We start from the raw sequence: 22,234 nt of genomic DNA, 5'->3' as shown, positions 1-22,234 counted from the left end.
CTGGTCATCTCTGATAATGAAAAGATGACCGCGAGGAGGCTTACCGTGCAAGGCGTACCGGAACAGTTTAATGATGAAAGAGACAGCGCGCGCTTTCGCCATCTGGCGCAGCTGCCGGGCCTGGAGTTGTACCATGCGCACATTTCTGACTACGCCTTTGAGCCTCACACCCATGAAGCCTTCGGGATCGGCACGATTGAAACCGGTGCCGAACGCTTTCGCTATCGCGGTAGCCAGCATCTCGCGGCGGAAAAATCCGTCGTTACCATGAACCCGGACGAGATCCACACCGGCGAATCCGCCACCGAGGGCGGCTGGCGCTACCGGATGGTCTATATCGAACCCGATCTGCTGGAAGAGGTGACCGGTCTGCGGCACTGGTGGTTCAGCGACGTGACCCGTCATGACCCGTTGCGCTCACAGCAAATCGGCAGGCTTATTTACGGCTTGTGGCACACGGACGATCCGCTTGCGCAAAAAGGATTACTGCTGGATCTGATTGAGACCTTCCAGCCGCTTGCCCACCACGCGCCGCGGGTTCAGGAAGGCGCGCACCGCTTCGAACGGGTACGCGAGTACCTGCACGACAACTATATGCGCGCTCTGACGCTGGACGAGCTGGCCAGCGTCGTTTCACTTAGCCCGTATCATTTCCAGCGCCAGTTCAAAGCCCATTTTCACGTGACGCCGCATCAGATGCTGATGGCGATTCGTCTCTGGCGCGCCAAAGCGTTCCTCACCCACGGCATGCCCGCCGCAGAGGTCGCCGCCGCAACCGGACTGACCGATCAGTCGCATCTGACCCGCGCGTTTACCCACCGCTATGGCATTACCCCCGTGCGCTACCAGAAGCAGGTCACCCGGCGCTAATGCGCAACCTCATACAATACGCGCGCATTTGCCCCTCCTACACTGACTACAGCGTAAATACCTGTGGATGGAAAAATGATTAGTGGAGTGTTGTATGCCCTGCTGGCCGGGATGATGTGGGGGCTGATTTTTGTCGGCCCGCTGATCGTGCCTGAGTACCCGGCAATATTGCAGTCGACCGGACGTTATCTGGCGCTGGGGCTGATTGCCCTGCCCCTGGCGTGGCTGGGGCGCGCGCGCTTGCGTCAGCTCAGCCGTCAGGACTGGGGCACCGCGCTGGCGCTGACCATGATGGGCAATCTTATCTATTACGTTTGTCTCGCGAGCGCCATTCAGCGTACCGGTGCGCCGGTATCGACCATGATTATCGGCACGCTGCCGGTCGTCATCCCCGTCTTTGCTAACCTGCTCTACAGCCACCGCGATGGCAAACTGGCGTGGTCAAAAATGGCACCGGCGCTGGTCTGCACTGCCCTGGGGCTGATATGCGTCAATATTGCCGAGCTGCGTCATGGGCAGGGGGATGTTGACCTGTGGCGATACGGCTCTGGCATTCTGCTGGCGTTCATTTCCGTGGCGTGCTGGGCCTGGTATGCCCTGCGCAACGCGCGCTGGCTGCGAGAGAATCCGGACAAACACCCAATGATGTGGGCGACGGCGCAGGCGCTGGTCACGTTGCCCGTATCCGTCGTGGGGTATCTCGGCGCATGCCTCTGGCTGGGCCATCAGCAGCCGGACTTCGCCCAGCCCTTTGGGCCAAGACCGTGGGTGTTTATCGGCCTGATGGTGGCGATTGCAGTGCTGTGTTCATGGGTGGGCGCGCTGTGCTGGAATATTGCCAGCCAGAAGCTGCCGACGGTGATCTTAGGGCCGCTGATTGTCTTCGAAACCCTGGCCGGGCTGCTGTATACCTTCCTGATGCGCCAGAGCGTGCCGCCGTTGTTCACGGCCTGCGGGATCGTGCTGTTGGTCGTGGGCGTGGTGATGGCGGTGAGAGCGAAGCCGGAAAAACCGAGTGTTGTTCCGGCGTCGGAGATGTGAGTATTGCCCGGCGGCGCTGCGCTTGCAGGGCCTACAAAACCGTAGGCCCGGTAAGGCGTAGCCGCCACCGGGCAAGACCTTAAAACGTTTCCCAGTTCGCTTCAGGTGCCGTCGCTACGGGCTGCGCTTTTGGCACATAGGTTTTCACCGGCGCCGCTTTAACCGCCTGGTTGCGGGTGATTTTGAACACCGCCACCGCTTCGTTCAGACGTGCAGCCTGATCTTCCAGCGCTGCCGCTGCGGCCGCAGACTCCTCCACCAGCGAGGCGTTCTGCTGGGTCACGCGGTCCATCTCGGCTACCGCCTGGCCCACCTGGTCAATACCGCGGCTCTGCTCGTCAGAGGCCGAGGCTATTTCGCCCATGATGTCGGTGACGCGGGTAACCGCATTGACGATCTCGGCCATCGTGGCCCCGGCTTCGTTAACCAGCTGCGAGCCTGCGTTCACGCGTTCGCCGGAGTCGTCGATCAGCGCTTTGATCTCTTTCGCCGCCTGAGCGCTGCGCTGGGCAAGGGTACGCACTTCTCCTGCCACCACCGCAAAGCCACGGCCCTGCTCGCCTGCACGGGCCGCTTCCACCGCCGCGTTCAGCGCCAGGATATTCGTCTGGAAAGCAATGCCGTCGATCACGTTAGTAATTTGCGCGATCTTGCTGGAACTGGTGGCGATTTCGTCCATCGTCCGCACGACGCCTTCCACCACATTACCGCCCTTCTTCGCCGTTGAGGAGGCATCCAGCGCCAGACGGGAAGCCTGACGCGCGTTATCGGCGTTCTGCTTCACGGTTGCCGTCAGCTGCTCCATGCTGGCTGCCGTCTCTTCCAGCGACGCGGCCTGCTGCTCGGTGCGGGAAGAGAGATCGTTACTGCCTGCAGAGATTTCGCCTGCACCGGTGTAAATCGTATCTGCGCCTTCACGCACCACGCCCACGGTGTTCGCCAGCGAAGTTTGCATCTCCTGCACGTTGCGCGCCAGGATAGCCATTTCATTTTTACCGTCGGCCTGAATCGGCTGGGTGAGATCGCCTGCCGCAATGGCGCGAATATGGTTAATCACCTCTTCCAGCGGCAGCAGCAGCACGCGGCGCATCGCAATCCAGCTGGAGATAATCACCACAATCACCAGCAACATGACCGCCGAGAGGATCCACAGGATGCGCTTGTAATCACTTTCGTTATCCTGAATGCCTTTATCCGTGAGCGCAGCCTGCGCTTCACGCCATTCACGATAAACCGTCTGCATCGCGTTCTGTTTTTGTTCGGCATTCTGCTTGAACATATCTTCCAGATTACCCTGGCTCAGCAGAACGTTCATTTGCGTCAGCGTCGCAGAGTAAATGCGGTACTGCTCTTCGAGTTGGTTGGTCAGGCTCTCATCCAGGCCTGGCGTATTCGGCAAGGCATAGTATTTATCGTAATGAACCTGCGCTTCAGTCAGCAGATTTTTCGCCGTGGTCACCAGCTCATTCAGCTGACCGCCGTTAATTTGCGAGGCCATGCTGCTTTGCAGGCGCAGCATCCCGCGGTTCAGGGTGACGCGTGCCTGGTTCAGACTGATCCACGCATCGGTAAACTCCGCCACGTTCTTGCTGGAGAGCTGCGCCACGGTGAAGTTGTCTTTATCGTTGTTCAGGGCGTTGATAAAGATACCGGCGGAAATCACTTGCATGATGCCGAGCACAAGCAGCACCGAAATCAGAAGGGTAATGACTTTTATACGTTTAAACATGCGTTGCCTTTGTTATATGCAGGTTTGTCTGACGTGGATATATCGGCAGGCACAGCGGGTTGTTTACTGTTTCTCCACCTTTAAAAAGTTTCGAAACCACTTTCCTGAGCCCATTCAGAGAGTTAAATCGGATATTTTTTTGTGATATGCATCTCATTTTTACCCGTCCCTCTAAAGGGTTATAGCGTCACCTTAAAGATGCATTTAATATGCATCTTATATTATTGAGAATGAGGTAACTGCTATGGCCTTTCGCGACCAACCCCTCGGCGAGCTGGCGCTCTCCATTCCTCGCGCTTCTGCGCTGTTCCGTAAATACGATATGGACTACTGCTGCGGCGGTAAGCAAACCCTGGCGCGTGCGGCGTTACGCAAAGAGCTGGACGTTGAGGTGATTGAAGCCGAGCTGGCGCAGCTGGCCGCACAGCCCATCGACAAAGACTGGCGAACCGCTCCGCTCGCGGAAATCATCGACCATATCATCGTGCGTTACCATGACCGTCACCGTGAACAGCTGCCGGAGCTGATCCTGCTGGCGACCAAAGTCGAGCGCGTCCATGCCGACAAACCGTCCGTACCGCGCGGTCTGGCGAAATACCTGACCCTTCTGCACGAAGAGCTTTCCAGCCATATGATGAAAGAAGAGCAGATCCTCTTCCCGATGATTAAACAGGGAATGGGAAGCCAGGCGATGGGGCCCATCAGCGTGATGGAAAGCGAGCATGATGACGCAGGCGAACTGCTGGAGGTGATCAAACATACCACCCAAAACGTCACGCCGCCGCCAGAAGCGTGCACAACGTGGAAAGCGATGTACAACGGCATTAACGAAACGATCGACGACCTGATGGAACACATCAGTCTGGAGAATAACGTTCTGTTCCCGCGGGCATTGGCGGGGGAATAAAAAAGCCCGGTGGCGCTAGCGCTTACCGGGCCTGCAACGTCCTCGAACGTAGGCCGGGTAAGCGTCAGCGCCACCCGGCAACATGCTTAACGCATGCCAGCCATACGTTTCTTACCGATAAACATCCAGCCCAGCCCCAGCGCGATAAACCACAGCGGCGTGACGATCAGCGCCTGACGGGTATCATCTTCCAGCGTCAGCAGAACCAGCACGAAGACGAAGAACGCCATGCACACCCAGCACATCAGCTTGCCCAGCGGCATCTTATAGATCGATTTTTCATGCAGGTGTGGGCGCTGTTTGCGGTACACCAGATAGGAGCAGAGGATAATGGTCCAGACGAACATAAACAGGATCGCAGAGACCGTGGTGATCATGGTGAATGCGCCAATCACGCTTGGGTTCACGTAGAGCATCACCACACCACCCAGCAGACACATGCAGGAGAAGGTCAGCCCTTTTGCCGGTACGGCACGCTTAGAGAGCTTGGCGAACGCGCTCGGCGCCACGCCTTCCTGCGCCAGACCAAACAGCATACGGCTGGTTGAGAACACGCCGCTGTTTGCGGAAGAAGCCGCAGAGGTCAGCACCACGAAGTTAATCAGGCTCGCTGCCGCAGGCAGACCTACCAGCACGAACAGCTCAACGAACGGGCTCTTGCTTGGCACCACCGAGCTCCACGGCGTCACGGACATAATGATAATCAGCGCGAAGACGTAGAACATGATGATACGTACCGGAATGGAGTTGATGGCGCGCGGCAGGGACTTCTCCGGATCTTTAGTTTCCGCAGCGGTTGTTCCGACCAGCTCAATCCCTACAAACGCGAACACCGCAATCTGGAAACCGGCAAAGAAGCCGCTGATGCCTTTCGGGAACCAGCCGCCGTCATTCCACAGATGGGTAAACGACGCCTGAACGCCGGTTGGTGACTGGAAGTGGGTGAGCACCATCACCAGGCCCACCACGATGAGCCCGACAATGGCCACAATTTTGATCATCGCGAACCAGAACTCCATCTCACCGAACATTTTAACGGTGGCGAGGTTAAGGCTCAGCAGCAGAACGATGACCGCCAGCGAGGCCACCCAGTCCGACAGCCCCGGGAACCAGAACTGCGCGTAGGCGGTAATCGCCACGACGTCCGCCATACCGGTCACGACCCAGCAGAACCAGTAGGTCCAGCCGGTAAAATAGCCCGCCCATGGTCCGAGCAGGTCTGAAGCGAAGTCGCTGAAGGATTTGTATTCAAGGTTCGAGAGCAGCAGTTCACCCATTGCACGCATCACGAAGAACAGCATAAAACCGATAATCATATAGACGAATATGATTGACGGTCCGGCGAGACTGATGGTTTTGCCTGACCCCATAAACAACCCGGTACCGATGGCACCCCCGATGGCAATGAGCTGAATATGACGGTTTGTGAGATTGCGCCGTAGCGACTGTTCAGACGACGCCTCTTCGTCGGCGACGACTTTGACCTGATCTACCATGTGATATTTTCCTGTTTATGCCTGTCTGTGTTGTTAAGGCTCTTCTGGCCTTTAAATACGCCAAAAAAATGACGTTCCCTTGTAAGGGCTAATCGATATTAGGTAAGAATCGGCGGGATGAATACTATGATTTAGATATTATGTTAATAATATGTTGAAAGTGAGTGTCATATCACTCATACAGCGCGAAACAGCTCACAAAAATACACGCAACAGTTTCGTTTGCAAGATAAAATATTGATTCCGGCTTAACTATAGGTTTTCACGCTATTTTCCCCTCCCCAGCCGGGGAGAGGAAATAAGAAAAGTCGATTACAGAATTTCCAGCAGCTCGACTTCAAAGACCAAGGTGCTGAATGGCGGGATGGACGCGCCAGCGCCGCGCTCGCCGTAGGCCAGGTTGTGCGGAATAGTCAGTTCCCATTTAGAACCCACTGGCATCAGGGTCAGCGCTTCGATCCAGCCTGCGATAACGCCATTCACCGGGAACTCAGCCGGTTCGCCGCGCGCCACGGAGCTGTCGAAGACGGTACCGTCGATCAGTTTACCGGTATAGTGTACGCGAACGTGGTCGGTACGCGCCGGGATCGCGCCCTCACCCTGATTGATCACGCGGAACTGCAGACCAGACTCGGTGCTGTTCACGCCTTCACGCTCACGGTTCTCTTCCAGATATTTCACACCTTCGGCGGCCATCTCTTCAAAACGTGCGCGACGCACGGCGTCAGCACGTTCGTGGATTTCACGCAGCGCACGGTGCACAACGTCAACCGGAACGGCAGGCTGTTTACCTTCCAGCGCGTCAGCGATACCCGCCACCAGCGCTTCGGGTAACAGACCTTCCAGGCCGGATTCGCTCAGCTGCTGTCCTACCTGCAAGCCGATACCGTAACTTGCCTGCGCTTCGATAGTGTCAAAAGTCGGGGTGGTCATGGGTTTTCCTTCCATCACATTTAAAGTAGCGGGCAGCATATCAGCCATGCCCTTATGGGTAAAACTTTGTCTGAAGTTAAGGTGACAAACCGCGACGAAACAGAAACAATAGAGAGAACCAGGATTAATCCCGAACTGATGTCACGGATGTCGGGTTTACTACGCCGTTCAGGCAGTTAGCAAACTATACTTCGGGGCACAGGATAAAAAATACGCGGAGCAGGAGGAGTGCCATGCCCGGGCGATTTGAACTGAAACCTACCCTGGCGAAAATCTGGCAGGCGCCGGACAATTTTCGCATCATGGACCCGCTGCCGCCTCTGCATCGCAGAGGGATCATCATTGGTGCGCTGATGGTGATTGTGGGCTTCCTGCTTCCTTCCGGTGGCGATGATGTTGATACCGCCCCCGTCACCCGCAATGCTCAGCTGGATATTCAGTCGCAAACCCGACCGCAGCCTGACGCACAGCCGATGCAGACGCAGCTCGTCACCCCGTCTAACGACCCGGGTCAGGTCGCGCCGGTTGAGCCAGAGCCCATTCAGGACGAACAGCCGCAGGAACAAGCCGCCGCCCCGTCTCAGCCTCAGGCGCAACAGCCCACCGGCATTGAGCAACAGTGGCGTTCCTATCGCGTAGAGCCGGGTAAAACGCTGGCGCAGCTGTTCCGTGACCACAACCTGCCGCCGACAGACGTGTATGCCATGGCGAAAGTGGAAGGTGCGGGTAAGCCGCTCAGTAACCTGCAGAATGGCCAGATGGTGCAAATACGCCAGAATGCCAGTGGGGTGGTGACAGGTTTAACGATTGATACCGGAAATGGACAACAGGTGCTGTTTACCCGCCAGCCGGACGGCAGTTTTATCAGGGCACGTTAAGGACTGGGATCTGTAAAAAGCAAAACGCCGGCACAAGGCCGGCGTTTCAACGTGAGCAGAGTAAAAAATTACTCAGCTACAACGTTAACAACCAGTTTAGCGAACACTTCGCTGTGAACCTGGAAGTCAACTTCGTGCTCACCAGTGGTACGCAGAACGCCGTTCGGCAGACGAACTTCGCTCTTAGCCACTTTAACGCCTGCTGCAGAAACTGCATCAGCGATATCGCGGGTACCGATGGAACCGAACAGTTTACCTTCGTCGCCAGCTTTGGACGCGATGGTAACGGTGCCCAGTGCGTTGATTGCTTCAGCGCGAGCATTAGCAGCCGCCAGAACGTCAGCCAGTTTGGCTTCCAGTTCAGCGCGACGTGCTTCGAAAAACTCTACGTTTTTCTTGGTAGCTGGAACAGCTTTACCCTGTGGAACCAGGAAGTTACGAGCGTAGCCCGCTTTAACGTTTACCTGATCACCCAGGCTGCCCAGGTTTGCTACTTTATCAAGCAGAATAACTTGCATTACCTTATCCTCTTAAAGTCGTATTAATGGACCGTGCCCGATTACTGATGACGATCAGTGTACGGCAGCAGGGACAGGTAGCGAGCGCGTTTGATAGCGCGAGCCAGCTGACGCTGATATTTTGCACGAGTACCGGTGATACGGCTTGGGACAATCTTACCGCTTTCGGTGATGTAGTTTTTCAGCGTTGCGATATCTTTATAGTCGATCTCTTGAACGCCTTCCGCGGTGAAACGGCAGAACTTGCGACGACGGAAATAACGTGCCATATGGCTAGTCTCCAGAATCTATCAAATCAATCTGCTCGGCATGCAGAACCATTTTGCTCAGACCGTTCTTTGCCTTGTGGCAAGAGATGAACCCCTGAACGATTACTGCACTACCGACCGTTAAACTGTGAGTAATGGCCTGGTTTTCGTGTCCGCTAATAATAACGGGCATTTGGCACCACGCCTGCCGGTGAAACCCGGCTTCCTCTTGCACAGAACGATGCTCAAGCACGAACTGGCAATGCGGAATTCCTGATGGACTGACCTTTCGAAGGGGAGCCCTGCATACGATGCCGGACAACGCCAGACGGTTGGTCATCAGAAATTACTCTTCAGAATCCCCAGCATCAGAATCATCTGCGGTTTCGTTTGCGAAATCATCGCGACGCTCACGGCGCTCGTCTTTCGCTTTAACCATCGGAGATGCTTCGGTAACTGCGTGTTTAGTACGCATAACCATGCTGCGGATAACGGCATCGTTGAAGCGGAAGTTAGTTTCCAGCTCATCGATCACTTCCTGCGGCGCTTCAACGTTCAGCAGAACGTAGTGAGCTTTGTGCAGTTTGTTGATCGGATAAGCCAGCTGACGGCGGCCCCAGTCTTCCAGACGGTGGATCGTGCCCGCTGCTGCAGTGATTGCACCAGTGTAGCGCTCGATCATACCCGGAACCTGTTCGCTCTGGTCAGGATGGACCATAAAAACGATTTCGTAATGACGCATCGAATTGCTCCTTACGGATTATTCAGCCTCCTGTCTGGGTCAGCCGAGGCCCGGGGAGGCAAGGAACGTGTTAAAGGTCGGCTGAAAAATTGACGCGTCATAATACTTGCGCGCCCTCGGAAACTCAAGCTGATTGCACAAATAATTCGCACAAAGCGCGAAGCGGGTCTAAGTGGGTGATTTAAAATTACTCACACCCGGAAGCGGTGTTTTTTTGAACAACTGCATCAGAAATGGTCACGCTTCCCCGCCGGAGGAATGATTACACTTTAATCAGAGATCACCTGAACAGAAGAAGGAGTCCCCCTCTCAGAGCACGCAGTCGTGGAGCGCATATCATGAAACAAATCGCATTAGCCCTAATGGCAGCGCTTTTGCTCAGTGCAAACGCGATGGCAGCCATCAAGATAGACAGCCGACAGGCCAGAAACATGGATGATGTGCAAAGCTTGGGCGTCATTTACATCAATCATAATTTCGCCACGGAAAGTGAAGCAGATCAGGCCCTTAATCAAGAAACCGATGCACAGGGCGCAACCTATTACCACGTGATGTTAATCCGTGAGCCCGGCAGCAACGGCAATATGCACGCCAGTGCAGATATTTACCGATAACGCGTTAACGCTAGCACCAGGAAAGCCAACAACGAGAACATAGCCATAGTTGACGTTGCCCCCTGCCCGGGGGCTTTTTTTTGTGAATGGCTCCGGAATACCACCGGTTACAACTGTTTTCGGTATTCCAGAGCACTTATTCACTTCTGCCCGTAATAGGCATTCGGGCCGTGCTTGCGCATGAAATGCTTATTCATCAGATAATCATCAATCCCCTGAAGCTGTGGGTTGATGCCGCGAGCAATCCACGCCATGCGTGCCACCTCCTCCATGACAACCGCATTATGAACGGCGTCATGGGCATCTTTTCCCCAGGCGAACGGGCCGTGCTGATAGACCACAATACCCGGCGTATGCAGCGGTTCGCTTTCACCCAACGTTTCGATGATAACCTTCCCGGTGTTGAGCTCGTATTCGCCTTCCACTTCAGCCTGCGTTAATGCGCGCGTGCAGGGGATGTCACCAAAGAAGTAGTCCGCATGCGTTGTTCCCAGCGCCGGAATCGCCAGCCCCGCCTGTGCCCATGCCGTGGCATGGGTCGAGTGGGTATGCACAACGCCGCCGAGTGAGGGATAACGACGATAAAGCGCCAGATGGGTCGCCGTATCTGAAGAGGGACGCCATTTTCCCTCTACGACGTTTCCGTCAAGATCGACCACCACCATATCGTCAGCGTTCATGGTGTCATACGCCACACCGCTAGGCTTAATCACGATCAGCCCCTGCTCGCGATCGATAGCGCTGACGTTACCCCAGGTGAAGGTGACCAGGCCATAGCGGGGCAGATCCATGTTGGCTTCAAAGACCTGCTGTTTAAGCTTAAGCATGTTCAGCCTCCAGTAATCCCGCGCGCGCCATACGCTCGCGCACCCAGTCCCGCGCCTTTGCTACTTCCGCCGCAGGGTTTTCCGACGTTTCGCTCCACATCTCGATCAGATAAGGCCCGCAATAGCCGGTCTGCCTGAGCGTCTCGAAACACCGTTCGAAATCCACCACCCCGGTGCCGAACGGTACGTTTTTAAACACGCCAGGACGGGTATCTTTGACGTGCACCGCCACGATATGCCCCATACCTGCCTGCAGTTCCATCTGCACATCGTTATCCCATGCCGACAGGTTGCCGATATCAGGATAAAGCTGGAACCACGGGTTATTCAGATAGTGCGCGTAGCCCAGCGCCTTGCTGATGGAGTTCATCAACGGGTAGTCCATGATCTCCATCGCCAGCGTGACCTGCGCACGGCTGGCCATCTCAACGCTCTCCTTCAGCCCGTCACGGAAACGACGGCGCGTTTCATCGTTGGCTTCCTGGTAATAAACGTCATAACCCGCCAGCTGGATCACGCGGATACCCACGTCCTGCGCAAAGCGAATGGCTTTACGCATGATCTCCAGCCCCTGAGCGCGCACAGCATCATCTTCGCTCCCGAGAGGGAACCGGCGGTGGGCGCTCAGGCACATCGACGGCACGCGTACCCCCGTTTCGGCGATGGCGCTCACCAGCGCCAGGCGCTGCTCACGGCCCCAGTCGAGACGAGAGAGGCGTTCGTCCGTCTCATCCACGGACATTTCGACAAAATCGAAGCCCAGCTGTTTTGCCAGCTGTAACCGCTCCAGCCAGCACTCCCCCGCAGGGAGTGCCTTTTCATAGATGCCAAGCGGGACCTGTTTGGACAACATACCCGCTCCTTAGCCCCAAAGCTGAGCGATTGAGCGTTTGAACTGACGCGCCGCTTCCACCGGAGACGCCGCATCACGAATGCTGCGACCGGCAATAAAGACGTGAATCGGAATGCCCTTGAACAGCGGCAGATCTTCCAGTGCCAGACCGCCGGTAACGGTGACTTTAAAGCCCATATCCGCCAGACGTTTGATCGCGCTGATATCCGCTTCGCCCCACGCCACCCCTGCAGCCTGCGCGTCGCGGCTGCGGTGATACACCACCTGCTGAATACCCGCATCACGCCACTCCTGAGCCTGCTCCCAGGTCCAGAAGCCGGTAAGCTCAATCTGCACGTCGCCGTTAAACTCTTTTGCCACGTCCAGCGCGCCTTTGGCAGTGTTGATATCCGCACAGCAAATGACGGTGACCCAGTCAGCGTTGGCTTCGAAGCACATGCGGGAGAGGATTTTGCCTGCGTCGGCTATTTTGGCATCTGCCAGCACGATTTTGTGCGGATAAAGCGCCTTCAGGTCGCGAACGGCGCGAACGCCCTCGCCCACGCAGAGAATGGTACCCACTTCGATGATATCGACTTCTTCCGCAATCAGACGGGTCGTTTCATAAGCGTGGGACAAGGTCTGGTTATCAAGCGCAACCTGCAACATGGGTAATGACATTTTCAATTCCTCTTAAACAGCCGCCGCTGTGGCGTTATCAATTAAATCCAGCACGTCCTGCTCGGTACGGCAGGCGCGTAAACGGTCGAAATTGGCTTCGTCATCAAACAGATTGACGATCTGCATGATGCCCACCTCCTGGTGGGTGTTAGCGTCAACAGCGGCCATGGTGATCAGGATGTCGACCGGGTCGTTATCTTCGTGGTTAAACACCAGCGGCGTTTTCAGCGTCACCAGCGCGAAGCCGGTTTTCTTGACGCCCTCTTCCGGGCGGCCATGCGGCATCGCCAGGCCTGGCGCAATCACAAAGTAAGGGCCATGCTGCGCCACACCATCCAGAATGGCCTGGTAGTAACGCGGCTCGACAACGTCAGCCTTAACCAGCAGATCCACGCTCAGCTTTACCGCTTCCTGCCAGGTGCTGGCCTCAGCCTGTAAAAGGATGGAGTTATTCTCTGCCAGCGAATCACGTAGTTTCATATGGCGTCCTTACTTCACGTCTTGTGGAAAGTGCTCTTTAATCACTTCCAGCAGTTTTGGTCCGAAATCCGCAGGCGACAGCATGTTGCGCACGCCCACCACGTATTTATTACCCGACACACTGATTTCGCCGGCGATATGAGTAGAGGCGATGATGATGTCCGCGCCGTTCAGCTCACTTTTGTATTCACCCACTGCGCAGCTGTTCACCGTGTGGTCGATGTTGGACTGGGTTAAAAACTGGTCCACTTTCATCTTCATGATCATGGAGCTGCCTTGCCCATTACCACACACAGCCAGGATACGTACGGTCATAATCGAAACTCCTTAATGAGCAGAGACTTCTGCTGTTTGTTTTTCCGCGTCTTCTTCTGCTCGCAGCGAACGGCCAGCGAAGAACATATAAGCCAGAGCAATCAGGATGATGATGGCCATAAAGACCAGCCCGATGGAGGCAAAGCCCTGCATCATCGGCGGTGCCAGAATTGACCAGTCCGCCATGCCCATCCAGGCGCTCATACCGGTGAGCTTGACCGCCCACACGCAGCCGAAGATTTCCACCATGCCCATCACCAGGCAGATTTTGAGCGCCGCACGCCAGCCGCCGAAGTGGTTAGCGAATACGCCGATGGTGGCGTTGGAGAAGAACATCGGGATAAAGCCTGGAATAATCAGGATTGAGGAGCCGCAGCCGACCAGAATGCCCACCGCAATCAACTGGCCGATAGTGCCCCACATAAAGCCCCAGACCACCGCGTTTGGCGCGAAGCTATAGATAGCAGCACAGTCGATGGCCAGCACCGCGCCAGGGATCAGGCGCTGGGAGATACCGTTGAACGCTTCCGACAGTTCGGCAACGAACATACGTACGCCCTGAGTGATGATGAAGATCGCCACCGCGAAGGAGAAACCGGTCTGCAGGATGTAAACCGTCCAGTGGGTTTTGCCTGCCATCGCCTGCACTACGTCAATACCGAAGGAGAGTAGAATGGCCCCGAAGAAGATGGTCATGACAATTGCGGTCGAAACGATGTTGTCGTGGAAGATATTCAGCCAGCCAGGCAGCTTGAGGTCTTCAACGCTCTCTTCTTTTTTGCCCAGGTACGGCGCAACTTTATAGGCAATCCAGGAAGCAAACTGCTGCTGATGGCCGATGGAGAAACCGCAGCCGTCCGTCACTTCCTGAGTCGGCTTGTACATCATGTTGGAGGTGATACCCCAGTAGAGCGAGACCAGCACCGCGGTGCAGATAATCGTGGTCCACATTGGGTAACCGAAGATATAGAGAGAAACCGCGATCAGCCCCGCCTGCTGGAACATGATGTGCCCGGTGAGCATGATGGTGCGAATGCCGGTAATACGGCGCAGGAGAACGTAGATGATGTTCAGCGCCAGGGCGAGCAGCACTGCATACCCCACCCAGCTATAGGCATCACCCATGCGCTCGATGGTCGCCATCATTGAGGCGTAAGTGTCAGAAATCGCACCGTTGATGCCATACACTTCGGACATTTTGGCGACGACCGGCTTAAAGGTGCTGGTCAGAATGCCAGACCCCGCCTGTAACAGCATGAAGCCGATAATGGTTTTGATGGTGCCTTTAATAATCACGCTGACGCTTTTGCGCAGCAGGATATAGCCCAGACACGTCACGATACCCAGCAGCAGCGGGGCGTTGGTCATTACCTGATTAAAGAACACGGTAAAGACGTTGTAGAGGATCTCCATAACTCTCTCCAGAAATGAGAACACGAGGGGTAATCCCTGTGCGGTTGGTGTCATCACTCTATTAATCACAAATAATCACCACAAGATTGCATTTGATTATTTGTGACGTATCACGCAATTTATTTCCATGCAGTTAATAATGATTTTCACTACCGCATCATTGAAACTAATTAATCCTTATAATTCATCAGATTAATGAGTTATGCGTACTACTTTAACAAGTAAGAAGCGGAGAATCTGTGAAGTTGAACGGATAAAAATCCGCATTTTTACCATTGCAAAGCGCGTCAAATGGTGCCAGCATTAATCACAACAAATCACCATATGATTATTTTTGATTAAACCAGGAGTCAAAAACGATGAGTAAAGTGAACACCATCACCCGTGAGTCATGGATTCTGAGCACCTTCCCGGAATGGGGCAGCTGGCTGAATGAAGAGATCGAGCAGGAACAGGTTGCTCCTGGTACCTTTGCGATGTGGTGGCTGGGCTGCACCGGTATCTGGCTGAAATCAGAAGGCGGCGCCAATATCTGCGTCGATTTCTGGTGCGGCACCGGCAAGCAGAGCCACGGCAACCCGCTGATGAAAAAGGGCCACCAGATGCAGCGCATGGCGGGCGTGGAAAAACTGCAGCCGAACCTGCGTACCACGCCGTTTGTGCTCGATCCGTTTGCCATTCGCCAGATCGACGCCGTGCTCTCCACTCACGATCACAACGATCATATCGATGTGAACGTGGCGGCAGCGGTGATGCAAAACTGTGCTGACGATGTGCCGTTTATCGGGCCGCAGACCTGCGTGGATCTCTGGATTGGCTGGGGCGTGCCGAAAGAGCGCTGCATCGTGATGAAGCCTGGCGACGTGGTGAAAATTAAAGATATTGAAATCCATGCGCTGGATGCCTTTGACCGTACAGCACTGATTACCCTGCCTGCCGATCAGAAAGCCGCGGGTGTACTGCCGGACGGTATGGATGAGCGCGCGGTTAACTATCTGTTTAAAACCCCTGGCGGCTCCCTGTACCACAGCGGCGACTCTCACTACTCTAACTACTACGCGAAGCACGGTAACGAGCACCAGATCGACGTGGCGCTGGGCTCCTACGGTGAGAACCCGCGCGGCATTACCGACAAAATGACCAGCGCCGACATGCTGCGCATGGCGGAAGCGCTGAATACCAAAGTGGTGATTCCGTTCCACCACGATATCTGGTCAAACTTCCAGGCCGATCCGCAGGAAATCCGCGTGCTGTGGGAGATGAAGAAAGACCGCCTGAAGTATGGCTTCAAGCCGTTCATCTGGCAGGTCGGCGGCAAGTTCACCTGGCCGCTGGACAAAGATAATCTTGAATATCACTACCCACGTGGTTTCGATGATTGCTTCACCATTGAGCCAGACCTGCCGTTCAAGTCCTTCCTCTGATTGTGCAGCCACATCGCCAGACTTGATGTCTGGCGATGTCATATTTCTTTTAGTAATTTCACGCTATTTCAAATATCATCTTTTCAAATCAATTCTTATCGGAATAGCTCATGACGGAAGCGCAACGGCATCAAATTCTCCTGGAACTCCTGGCGCAAACCGGGTTTATCACCGTCGAGAAAGTGATCGAACGTTTAGGGATCTCCCCGGCAACGGCGCGGCGGGATATCAACAAGCTGGATGAAAGCGGCAAGCTGAAAAAGGTCCGCAACGGCGCGGAAGCGATCAGCCAGCAGCGCCCTCGCTGGACGCCAATGAATATTCATCAGGCGCAAAATCATGATGAAAAAGTGCGGATTGCCAGAGCCGCGTCGCAGCTGGTGAATCCCGGTGAGAGCGTCGTGATCAACTGCGGCTCCACGGCATTTCTGCTGGGCCGTGAAATGTGCGGCAAGCCGGTGCAAATCATCACCAACTACTTACCGCTCGCTAACTATCTGATCGACCAGGAGCATGAGAGCGTGGTGATCATGGGCGGGCAGTACAACAAAAGCCAGTCCATCACCCTTAGCCCTCAGGACAGCGAAAACAGTCTCTATGCCGGGCACTGGATGTTTACCAGCGGCAAAGGCCTGACGGCAGATGGCCTGTATAAAACCGATATGCTGACCGCGATGGCGGAACAAAACATGCTCAACGTTGTGGGCAAGCTCGTTGTGCTGGTCGACAGCAGCAAAGTGGGCGAGCGCGCTGGCATGCTGTTCAGCCGTGCCGAACAGATCGACATGGTGATCACCGGCAAAGGCGCCAACCCTGAGATCCTCCAGAAGCTGGAAGATCAGGGCGTAAAAGTGCTGCGCGTTTAAAGGTGCTGGCGGAAAAACGCCACCGTAGCGTCCAGCGCCGTGGGCGTGATGCGGTGGCGGACGCCCGCTTCCCACAGACAGGTGAGATTACCGTCCAGTCCTGCATTCATTAACGCCTGCTGTAGTCGGAAGGTTCCCTCAGGCGGGACCACATCATCCGCGTCGCCGTGCCACAGCAGCAGCGGGCGATCCGCCAGGCGCGGCAATGCCCGGGTCACGTCCCACTCTTCGAGCGTCGCGGTAATTTCCGCTAAATCCTGAGGTGGAAAGAGCGTCTTCGCCAGCGATGTAAAATAGCCCGAGCCCATCAGGCAGGCTACTGACTTCACTTCCGGATGATGCGTCATAATCCCCAGCGCCGTCATACCGCCCATCGACGCCCCGGCCACAGCCAGACGATTCTCTGCCACCAGTCCTGCCTCATAAAGCGCATCGCGCAACCCGGCAAACTCGGTCAGGCTCCCGTGCAGAATGTGCCAGAACTGCCCAAGACGCGCCTGTTCGTTACCCATAAAGCGGGCGCCGTGGTCAGGCGCATCCGGCATCACCACGCGAAAACCCGCCTGCGCCAGCGCAACCGCAAAATAACTGTAAACCAGCTTCGATGAGGTAAACCCGTGATAAAAAACCACAACAGGCAGCGGTTTATCACGTTTACCCGCTGGCATAGCGTGTAAAATTTCATGGTCGCCGAGGTGGCGTATTTCAATTTCAATCATTGTCGACCCTGTACGAATGTATGATTCATAATGTTGAGAAGTGGGTTACGCTTTCACATCATTTTCATTCGAAATATACGTCCCAGATAACACTTCGGGAACATTCCCCCAAAACTAAATTCACAGACAACTACACTATGGCTATCAGGAAACGAGATATGGTTATGCGCAGGTTTGCTGCTTTAGTGCTGGTGTTTCTGCTCAGTGGCTGTAGCGCGCTGCAGGGAACGCCGCAACCCGCTCCACCGGTCGCCGATCATCCACAGGAGATTCGTCGTAATCAGACGGAAGGATTACAACGAATGGGCACCGTCTCCGCGCTGGTTCGCGGCTCCCCGGATGACGCAGAAGCGGCAATCAAAGCACAAGCCGTCGCCGCCAAAGCAGATTATTACGTCATCATTATGATCGACGAAACCATCATAACGGGACAGTGGTATTCACAGGCCATTTTGTACCGTAAATAATGGTTTTCCTTTGAACGAGATTTACACTGCTTTGCGTCCATAGACATTTTCCTGTCCACAATAAACTCCATGCCCGCGTCAATGGAAGGGAGTTTATTCGCGAAGGATTGCCCGGCGGATACCGGAGATATGTGAAATGGAGCTGACGATGAAACGAACTCTTGCTTTGACCTCTCTGTTGCTCTCAGCAGGCCTGGTGAGCACCACTGCGCAGTCAGCAGAATTCGCCAGTGCTGACTGTGTAACTGGCCTGAATGAAATTGGCCAGATCTCCGTGAATAATATCTCGGGGAGCCCGCAAGACGTTGAACGCGTTGTGGCATTAAAGGCCGATGAGCAGGGTGCTTCATGGTATCGCATCATCCAGATGCAGGAAGATAACCATATCGACCACTGGCGGGTACAGGCCATTCTCTACGTGTAATATCCCTCCTGATAAAAGCCACTTATTTTTAGTGGCTTTTCGCTTTTGCAAATTTTTTATCTAATCAAAAACCAATCAATAACAACAAAATAACATTTTGTTACATTAATTCAGTAAACGTAATCCCCGCTCTGCCGTTGAAGAACCATACCTTTTCAATGATGAGCAATTTATGATCAACGTTTTTCGCCGTGCAGGCCTGGGGGCGAAGCTGTCGCTGCTTACAGGCGTCAGTGTCGCCACGCTGTTTCTGCTTTTCACTTTTCTGCTCAGTCAAAAAGCCAGCCAGCAGCTTGAAGCCCTTGCGGTAGAAGACCTGCATAATCAGTCTACCGGCATGGTCGACATGGTGCAGATGTTTAACACCAGCCTGAGTGAAGAGGTTGAGAGTTATACCCGGCTGTTTACTACCTTTTTACCGCAGCCCCTGAATAGTGATCCTTCCCAACCCCAGACGATCAACGGGCTCAGCGTCCCGCTTCTGAAAGGCGGCGACACCGGGCTACATGAAAATAACACCCTGTCGGACGACTTCCTGAACCGTACGGGAGCCATCTCGACGCTGTTTGTACGCAGCGGAAACGACTTTGTTCGCGTAGCGACCTCCCTGCGCAAAGAGAATGGCGAGCGGGCAATGGGCACCGTGCTGGATACTTCCAGTCCGGCCTTTGCCGCCGTCAACAAAGGTGAAGTCTACCGCGGCCTGGCGCTGCTGTTTGGCAAACGCTACATCACCCAGTATCAGCCCGTAAAAAACGCCGAAGGACAGGTCATTGCGATCGTCTTTGTCGGGGTGGACATCACTCACTCCTGGAACGTCATGCGCGAGAAAATTCTCAACCGCCGCCTGGGTGAGAGCGGTCACTTCTTCGTGCTGGATCGCAGCAACGGCAAAACGCGCGGGCAATACCTGTTCCATGCCGGTGAAGAGGGACAGCTGCCGAAGTGGGACGACGCGACGCAGCAGCAGCTTCTGGGTGAGAAGCCCGGCACGCTGGAACGCGTAAGTGACGACGGCCGCACGCTGAAAATGGCGTATACCCCGCTGCCAGGCTGGAACTGGACTATCGTGGGCGAAGTGGATAAATCGGTGCTGCTCTCAAGCGTCAACGCCATGCGCGATCGCTTCCTGCTGGCCGGCGTGGTCTTATCTATCCTGTTTGCTGGTCTGTTCGTGGTCCTTATTCGCCGCGTGCTGACCCGACCGCTGCGCAATGTGATCCATCTTGCCCGGCAATATGCCGCAGGGGATCTCCGTTCCAGCCTGCCCGTGACGCGCCAGGACGAAGTCGGTCAGTTGATCGACGCCATCAACGGCATCGGTGGCGGCTTGCAAAAAATTGTCCTGCAGGTCCGCGAGGCCGCAGGCGAGATCCATTTGGGCACCAACGCGCTGGCCGCCGATACCGGCGAGATTTCTGAGCAGATCAACAAGCAGGCCAGCAGCGTGGAAGAGACCTCCGCCAGCATGGAGCAGCTGGCCGCCACCGTGCAGCAAAATGCCGCCAACATGGAGCAAACGCAGCAACTGGTGGGTGAAACCTCGCTCGCGGTGCATCAGGGCGGTGAGACGGTCACCCACGCGGTGTCGACGATGGACGACATTCGCGAGGCGTCAAAACGCATCGAAGACATCACGCGCGTGATTGAGTCTATCGCTTTCCAGACCAATATCCTGGCGCTGAATGCGGCAGTGGAAGCGGCCCGCGCGGGCGAGCACGGAAAAGGGTTTGCGGTAGTCGCGCAGGAAGTTCGCGCCCTGGCAGGACGCAGCGCTAACGCGGTGAAGGAGATTGAACAGCTGATTGGCGATACGCTCAGGAAAGTGAGTGAGGGCCATGCGCTGTCTGAAAAGACGCGCCTGGCGATGGATGACATCATCATTCATATCGATAACATCAGCCAGCTGGTCACCGAGATTAACCATGCTTCACGCGAGCAGTCCGCCGGGATTGGCCAGGTGAATCTCGCCATGACCCACATTGGCGAAGCGTCGCATATTAATGCCGATCGTATCTCACGCAGCGAACAAACGGCTCAAACGCTGCGTGAGAAGGGATCACATCTGGCCCAGCTGGTGAGCCTGTTCCAGCTAAAAGGTTAACCGACTCTGCCCGTCGCACGCAGCAGCAGGTCACTTTGCACCTGCTCACTCATCAGCGTGCCGCCACGGGTATCCAGCATCATGCGGCACCACGCCTGCGCCACCGGGGGCGATGCGTGCCGCAGCATTTCGCTCCCGGCACCCAGCAGGAAAAGCTGCTGCGCAATTTCCCGCCCCTGCGCCTCCTGCGGTTTACGCAGTTTTTGCTGAAGCTGTCGCCAGCTGCGGTCGAAGTGTCTGTCCTGCCCTTTGACCTGTGCAAACTCCTCGGCAAGCAGATCGTGAATACCCGGCTGCTTCGCCAGCACGCGCAGCACGTCCAGGCACATGATGTTGCCGGACCCTTCCCAGATGCTGTTCACTGGCATCTCGCGATACAGGCGGGGAAGTTCGCTCTCCTCGCAGTACCCGACTCCGCCCAGCACCTCCATCGCTTCCGCCACAAACGGGATGCCCGCTTTGCACACGCTAAATTTCGCGGCCGGGGTAAACAGCCGCGCCCATGCCGCCTCCTGCGGATCCGCGCGTTTATCCCACGCCCGCGCCAGGCGGAACAGCAGCGCCGTTTGCCCCTCCAGCACCAGCGCCATCCGGCTTAGCACTTCGCGCATGAGCGGCTGATCGATAAGATTTTTGCCGAAGGTCTGGCGCTGATGCGCATGGTACAGCGCCACGGACTGCGCCCGACGCATGAGTCCGTGGCTGCCCAGCGCACAGTCAAAGCGCGTCAGACCGCCCATTTTGAGGATCTGCCGTACCCCTTCGCCCTCTTCCCCCAGCAGCCAGCCGGAGGCATCAAGAAACTCCACCTCGCTGCTGGCGTTGGAGCGGTTCCCGAGCTTGTCCTTAAGGCGCTCCAGCCGGACGGCGTTGCGCTGTCCATCAGGCAAAAAGCGCGGCACAAAAAAGCAGGACAACCCGCCCTTCGCCTGCGCCAGCACGAGATGCGCATCGCTTTGCGGGACGGAGAAAAACCATTTATGCCCCACCAGCCGGTAGCTGCCGTCGCCGCATTTTTCCGCTTTGGTGGTGTTGCTCAGCACGTCCGAGCCGCCCTGCTTTTCCGTCATCCCCATACCGATCAGCAGGCCGCGCTTTTGCGCGCCAGGCGCCAGATGCGGATCGTAGCGATCGCTGAGTAGCGGCGTCAGCCAGTCGTGAAATATTTTGGGAAGCGCCTGCTGCAGAAGCGGCGTGGCGGCAAACGTCATGGTGACCGGACAAAGCGTGCCCGCTTCCACCTGAGCATGAAGCACAAAGCGTGCGGCCCGCGCGACAAACGCCCCTTTACGCGCCTCCTCTTCCCATGCCAGGTTATGTACCCGATTGGCACACAGCCCCTGCATCAGCAGGTGCCATGCCGGATGAAAGCGGACGTCATCCAGTCGCTCTCCGGTGGCGTCATAGCGAAGCAACTCCGGCGGATTCACGTTCGCCAGCCTGCCCAGCTCCAGCGACTCTGCGGTGCCTAACTGCTGTCCGATGCTGGCGAGCAGCTCGATATCCCACTCGGCACCCTCGCGCGAAACTGCATCACGCAGTGCGCAGTCCGAGAGAAAAAGGTTGCTGTTAGAGAGTGGTGCGGGTTGATTGAAAACGGTATGGGTCTGCCAGTGCATACTGTCTCCCTCCTTCAGTGGCAATGACGATAAGTATGGACAGACCGCGCACACGCTGCATGGGAGGGGAGTCACACGTTCACGATC

The 22,234-nt window shown here is 55.8% G+C and carries 25 protein-coding genes; 10 read left to right on the top strand and 15 right to left on the bottom strand.

Annotated features, from left to right (window positions below; genetic code table 11):
- The first annotated feature begins 45 nt into the window (after positions 1–45).
- Together ACMGGQ_RS00405 and ACMGGQ_RS00400 are read left to right on the top strand one after the other, a co-directional pair.
- Entirely contained in the window at positions 46–870 is an 825-nt protein-coding gene (locus tag ACMGGQ_RS00405) for an AraC family transcriptional regulator (RefSeq protein WP_063622700.1), read from the top strand.
- 75 nt (positions 871–945) lie between these two features.
- Entirely contained in the window at positions 946–1,911 is a 966-nt protein-coding gene (locus ACMGGQ_RS00400) for a DMT family transporter (RefSeq protein ID WP_045907980.1), read from the top strand.
- Between the two features lie 79 nt (positions 1,912–1,990).
- On the opposite strand, the gene ACMGGQ_RS00395 is transcribed toward ACMGGQ_RS00400, so the two are convergent.
- A complete protein-coding gene (locus ACMGGQ_RS00395; RefSeq protein WP_048027882.1) occupies positions 1,991–3,640 on the bottom strand; it encodes a methyl-accepting chemotaxis protein in 1,650 nt (549 codons plus the stop codon).
- Positions 3,641–3,884: 244 nt separating this feature from the next.
- Between ACMGGQ_RS00395 and ytfE the strand changes: the two genes are divergently transcribed.
- A complete protein-coding gene (ytfE, locus tag ACMGGQ_RS00390) occupies positions 3,885–4,547 on the top strand; it encodes an iron-sulfur cluster repair protein YtfE (protein WP_229226630.1) in 663 nt (220 codons plus the stop codon).
- Positions 4,548–4,633: 86 nt separating this feature from the next.
- Here the strand turns inward: ytfE and cycA are convergent, their stop codons facing one another.
- On the bottom strand, positions 4,634–6,043 hold the full coding sequence (cycA, locus tag ACMGGQ_RS00385; protein ID WP_008502891.1) for a D-serine/D-alanine/glycine transporter: 1,410 nt from the start codon (positions 6,041–6,043) through the stop codon (positions 4,634–4,636).
- A gap of 312 nt (positions 6,044–6,355) precedes the next feature.
- Entirely contained in the window at positions 6,356–6,976 is a 621-nt protein-coding gene (gene fklB, locus ACMGGQ_RS00380) for an FKBP-type peptidyl-prolyl cis-trans isomerase (protein WP_032675823.1), read from the bottom strand.
- Between the two features lie 233 nt (positions 6,977–7,209).
- Here fklB and ACMGGQ_RS00375 point away from each other — a divergent pair, with 233 nt between their 5' ends.
- On the top strand, positions 7,210–7,854 hold the full coding sequence (locus ACMGGQ_RS00375; protein WP_045907977.1) for an OapA family protein: 645 nt from the start codon (positions 7,210–7,212) through the stop codon (positions 7,852–7,854).
- Positions 7,855–7,922: 68 nt separating this feature from the next.
- Here ACMGGQ_RS00375 and rplI read toward each other — a convergent pair whose 3' ends face one another.
- Genes rplI through rpsF form a run of 4 tightly spaced genes read right to left on the bottom strand, consistent with a single transcriptional unit; the run spans position 7,923 to position 9,362 of the window.
- Entirely contained in the window at positions 7,923–8,372 is a 450-nt protein-coding gene (gene rplI / locus ACMGGQ_RS00370) for a 50S ribosomal protein L9 (RefSeq protein WP_008502894.1), read from the bottom strand.
- A 41-nt stretch (positions 8,373–8,413) separates the two neighbouring features.
- A complete protein-coding gene (rpsR, locus tag ACMGGQ_RS00365) occupies positions 8,414–8,641 on the bottom strand; it encodes a 30S ribosomal protein S18 (protein WP_000135199.1) in 228 nt (75 codons plus the stop codon).
- 4 nt (positions 8,642–8,645) lie between these two features.
- Positions 8,646–8,960: a primosomal replication protein N gene (priB, locus tag ACMGGQ_RS00360; protein WP_008502895.1), complete on the bottom strand. Its 315-nt coding sequence runs from the start codon at positions 8,958–8,960 to the stop codon at positions 8,646–8,648.
- A 6-nt stretch (positions 8,961–8,966) separates the two neighbouring features.
- Positions 8,967–9,362, bottom strand: a complete 396-nt coding sequence (gene rpsF / locus ACMGGQ_RS00355) for a 30S ribosomal protein S6 (RefSeq protein WP_014830397.1) — start codon at positions 9,360–9,362, stop codon at positions 8,967–8,969.
- Between the two features lie 338 nt (positions 9,363–9,700).
- On the opposite strand from rpsF, the gene yjfY reads away from it, so the two are divergent.
- Positions 9,701–9,976 (top strand): DUF1471 family protein YjfY, encoded by a 276-nt coding sequence (gene yjfY / locus ACMGGQ_RS00350; protein ID WP_045907976.1) that lies wholly within the window; start codon positions 9,701–9,703, stop codon positions 9,974–9,976.
- Positions 9,977–10,116: 140 nt separating this feature from the next.
- Here yjfY and ACMGGQ_RS00345 read toward each other — a convergent pair whose 3' ends face one another.
- From ACMGGQ_RS00345 to ulaA, 6 genes are read right to left on the bottom strand one after another with little or no spacing between them, the layout of a single operon-like run.
- Positions 10,117–10,803 carry an L-ribulose-5-phosphate 4-epimerase gene (locus ACMGGQ_RS00345; protein WP_048027876.1) on the bottom strand — a complete coding sequence of 229 codons (687 nt, stop codon included), beginning with the start codon at positions 10,801–10,803 and terminating at the stop codon, positions 10,117–10,119.
- Complete coding sequence (locus ACMGGQ_RS00340; protein ID WP_045907974.1) at positions 10,796–11,656, bottom strand: L-ribulose-5-phosphate 3-epimerase; 861 nt, start codon at positions 11,654–11,656, stop codon at positions 10,796–10,798. The genes ACMGGQ_RS00345 and ACMGGQ_RS00340 overlap by 8 nt, the downstream gene beginning before the upstream one ends.
- A gap of 9 nt (positions 11,657–11,665) precedes the next feature.
- On the bottom strand, positions 11,666–12,316 hold the full coding sequence (gene ulaD / locus ACMGGQ_RS00335; protein WP_008502901.1) for a 3-keto-L-gulonate-6-phosphate decarboxylase UlaD: 651 nt from the start codon (positions 12,314–12,316) through the stop codon (positions 11,666–11,668).
- 12 nt (positions 12,317–12,328) lie between these two features.
- The gene (gene ulaC, locus ACMGGQ_RS00330; RefSeq protein WP_024907321.1) at positions 12,329–12,796 is read right to left on the bottom strand and encodes a PTS ascorbate transporter subunit IIA; all 468 of its coding nucleotides are present in this window, start codon (positions 12,794–12,796) and stop codon (positions 12,329–12,331) included.
- Between the two features lie 9 nt (positions 12,797–12,805).
- On the bottom strand, positions 12,806–13,111 hold the full coding sequence (gene ulaB, locus ACMGGQ_RS00325) for a PTS ascorbate transporter subunit IIB (RefSeq protein WP_003856022.1): 306 nt from the start codon (positions 13,109–13,111) through the stop codon (positions 12,806–12,808).
- Between the two features lie 12 nt (positions 13,112–13,123).
- A complete protein-coding gene (gene ulaA / locus ACMGGQ_RS00320; protein ID WP_032675818.1) occupies positions 13,124–14,524 on the bottom strand; it encodes a PTS ascorbate transporter subunit IIC in 1,401 nt (466 codons plus the stop codon).
- A gap of 359 nt (positions 14,525–14,883) precedes the next feature.
- On the opposite strand from ulaA, the gene ulaG reads away from it, so the two are divergent.
- Entirely contained in the window at positions 14,884–15,948 is a 1,065-nt protein-coding gene (ulaG, locus tag ACMGGQ_RS00315; RefSeq protein ID WP_010427455.1) for an L-ascorbate 6-phosphate lactonase, read from the top strand.
- Between the two features lie 110 nt (positions 15,949–16,058).
- Positions 16,059–16,814, top strand: a complete 756-nt coding sequence (gene ulaR, locus ACMGGQ_RS00310; protein WP_045907973.1) for an HTH-type transcriptional regulator UlaR — start codon at positions 16,059–16,061, stop codon at positions 16,812–16,814.
- Here ulaR and yjfP read toward each other — a convergent pair.
- The gene (gene yjfP, locus ACMGGQ_RS00305) at positions 16,811–17,533 is read right to left on the bottom strand and encodes an esterase (protein ID WP_048225304.1); all 723 of its coding nucleotides are present in this window, start codon (positions 17,531–17,533) and stop codon (positions 16,811–16,813) included. The genes ulaR and yjfP overlap by 4 nt on opposite strands.
- Positions 17,534–17,670: 137 nt before the next feature.
- On the opposite strand from yjfP, the gene bsmA reads away from it, so the two are divergent.
- From bsmA to ACMGGQ_RS00290, 3 genes are all read left to right on the top strand, one after another.
- Positions 17,671–18,000 carry a biofilm peroxide resistance protein BsmA gene (bsmA, locus tag ACMGGQ_RS00300; protein WP_072052249.1) on the top strand — a complete coding sequence of 110 codons (330 nt, stop codon included), beginning with the start codon at positions 17,671–17,673 and terminating at the stop codon, positions 17,998–18,000.
- A 136-nt stretch (positions 18,001–18,136) separates the two neighbouring features.
- The gene (yjfN, locus tag ACMGGQ_RS00295) at positions 18,137–18,424 is read left to right on the top strand and encodes a DUF1471 family protease activator YjfN (RefSeq protein WP_021240708.1); all 288 of its coding nucleotides are present in this window, start codon (positions 18,137–18,139) and stop codon (positions 18,422–18,424) included.
- Between the two features lie 172 nt (positions 18,425–18,596).
- Positions 18,597–20,528, top strand: a complete 1,932-nt coding sequence (locus tag ACMGGQ_RS00290) for a methyl-accepting chemotaxis protein (protein ID WP_277718307.1) — start codon at positions 18,597–18,599, stop codon at positions 20,526–20,528.
- On the opposite strand, the gene ACMGGQ_RS00285 is transcribed toward ACMGGQ_RS00290, so the two are convergent.
- Positions 20,525–22,147 carry an isovaleryl-CoA dehydrogenase gene (locus ACMGGQ_RS00285; RefSeq protein ID WP_420289441.1) on the bottom strand — a complete coding sequence of 541 codons (1,623 nt, stop codon included), beginning with the start codon at positions 22,145–22,147 and terminating at the stop codon, positions 20,525–20,527. The two genes, ACMGGQ_RS00290 and ACMGGQ_RS00285, sit on opposite strands and share 4 nt — an antisense overlap.
- Positions 22,148–22,234 lie beyond the last annotated feature (87 nt).

The sequence above is a fragment of the Enterobacter sp. BNK-13 genome (assembly GCF_048685015.1).
In the GTDB taxonomy this organism is placed as follows: Bacteria; Pseudomonadota; Gammaproteobacteria; order Enterobacterales; family Enterobacteriaceae; genus Enterobacter; species Enterobacter quasiroggenkampii.
Note: the sequence above shows the minus strand (reverse complement) of the source record. Positions and strands in the feature narration are given on the sequence as shown.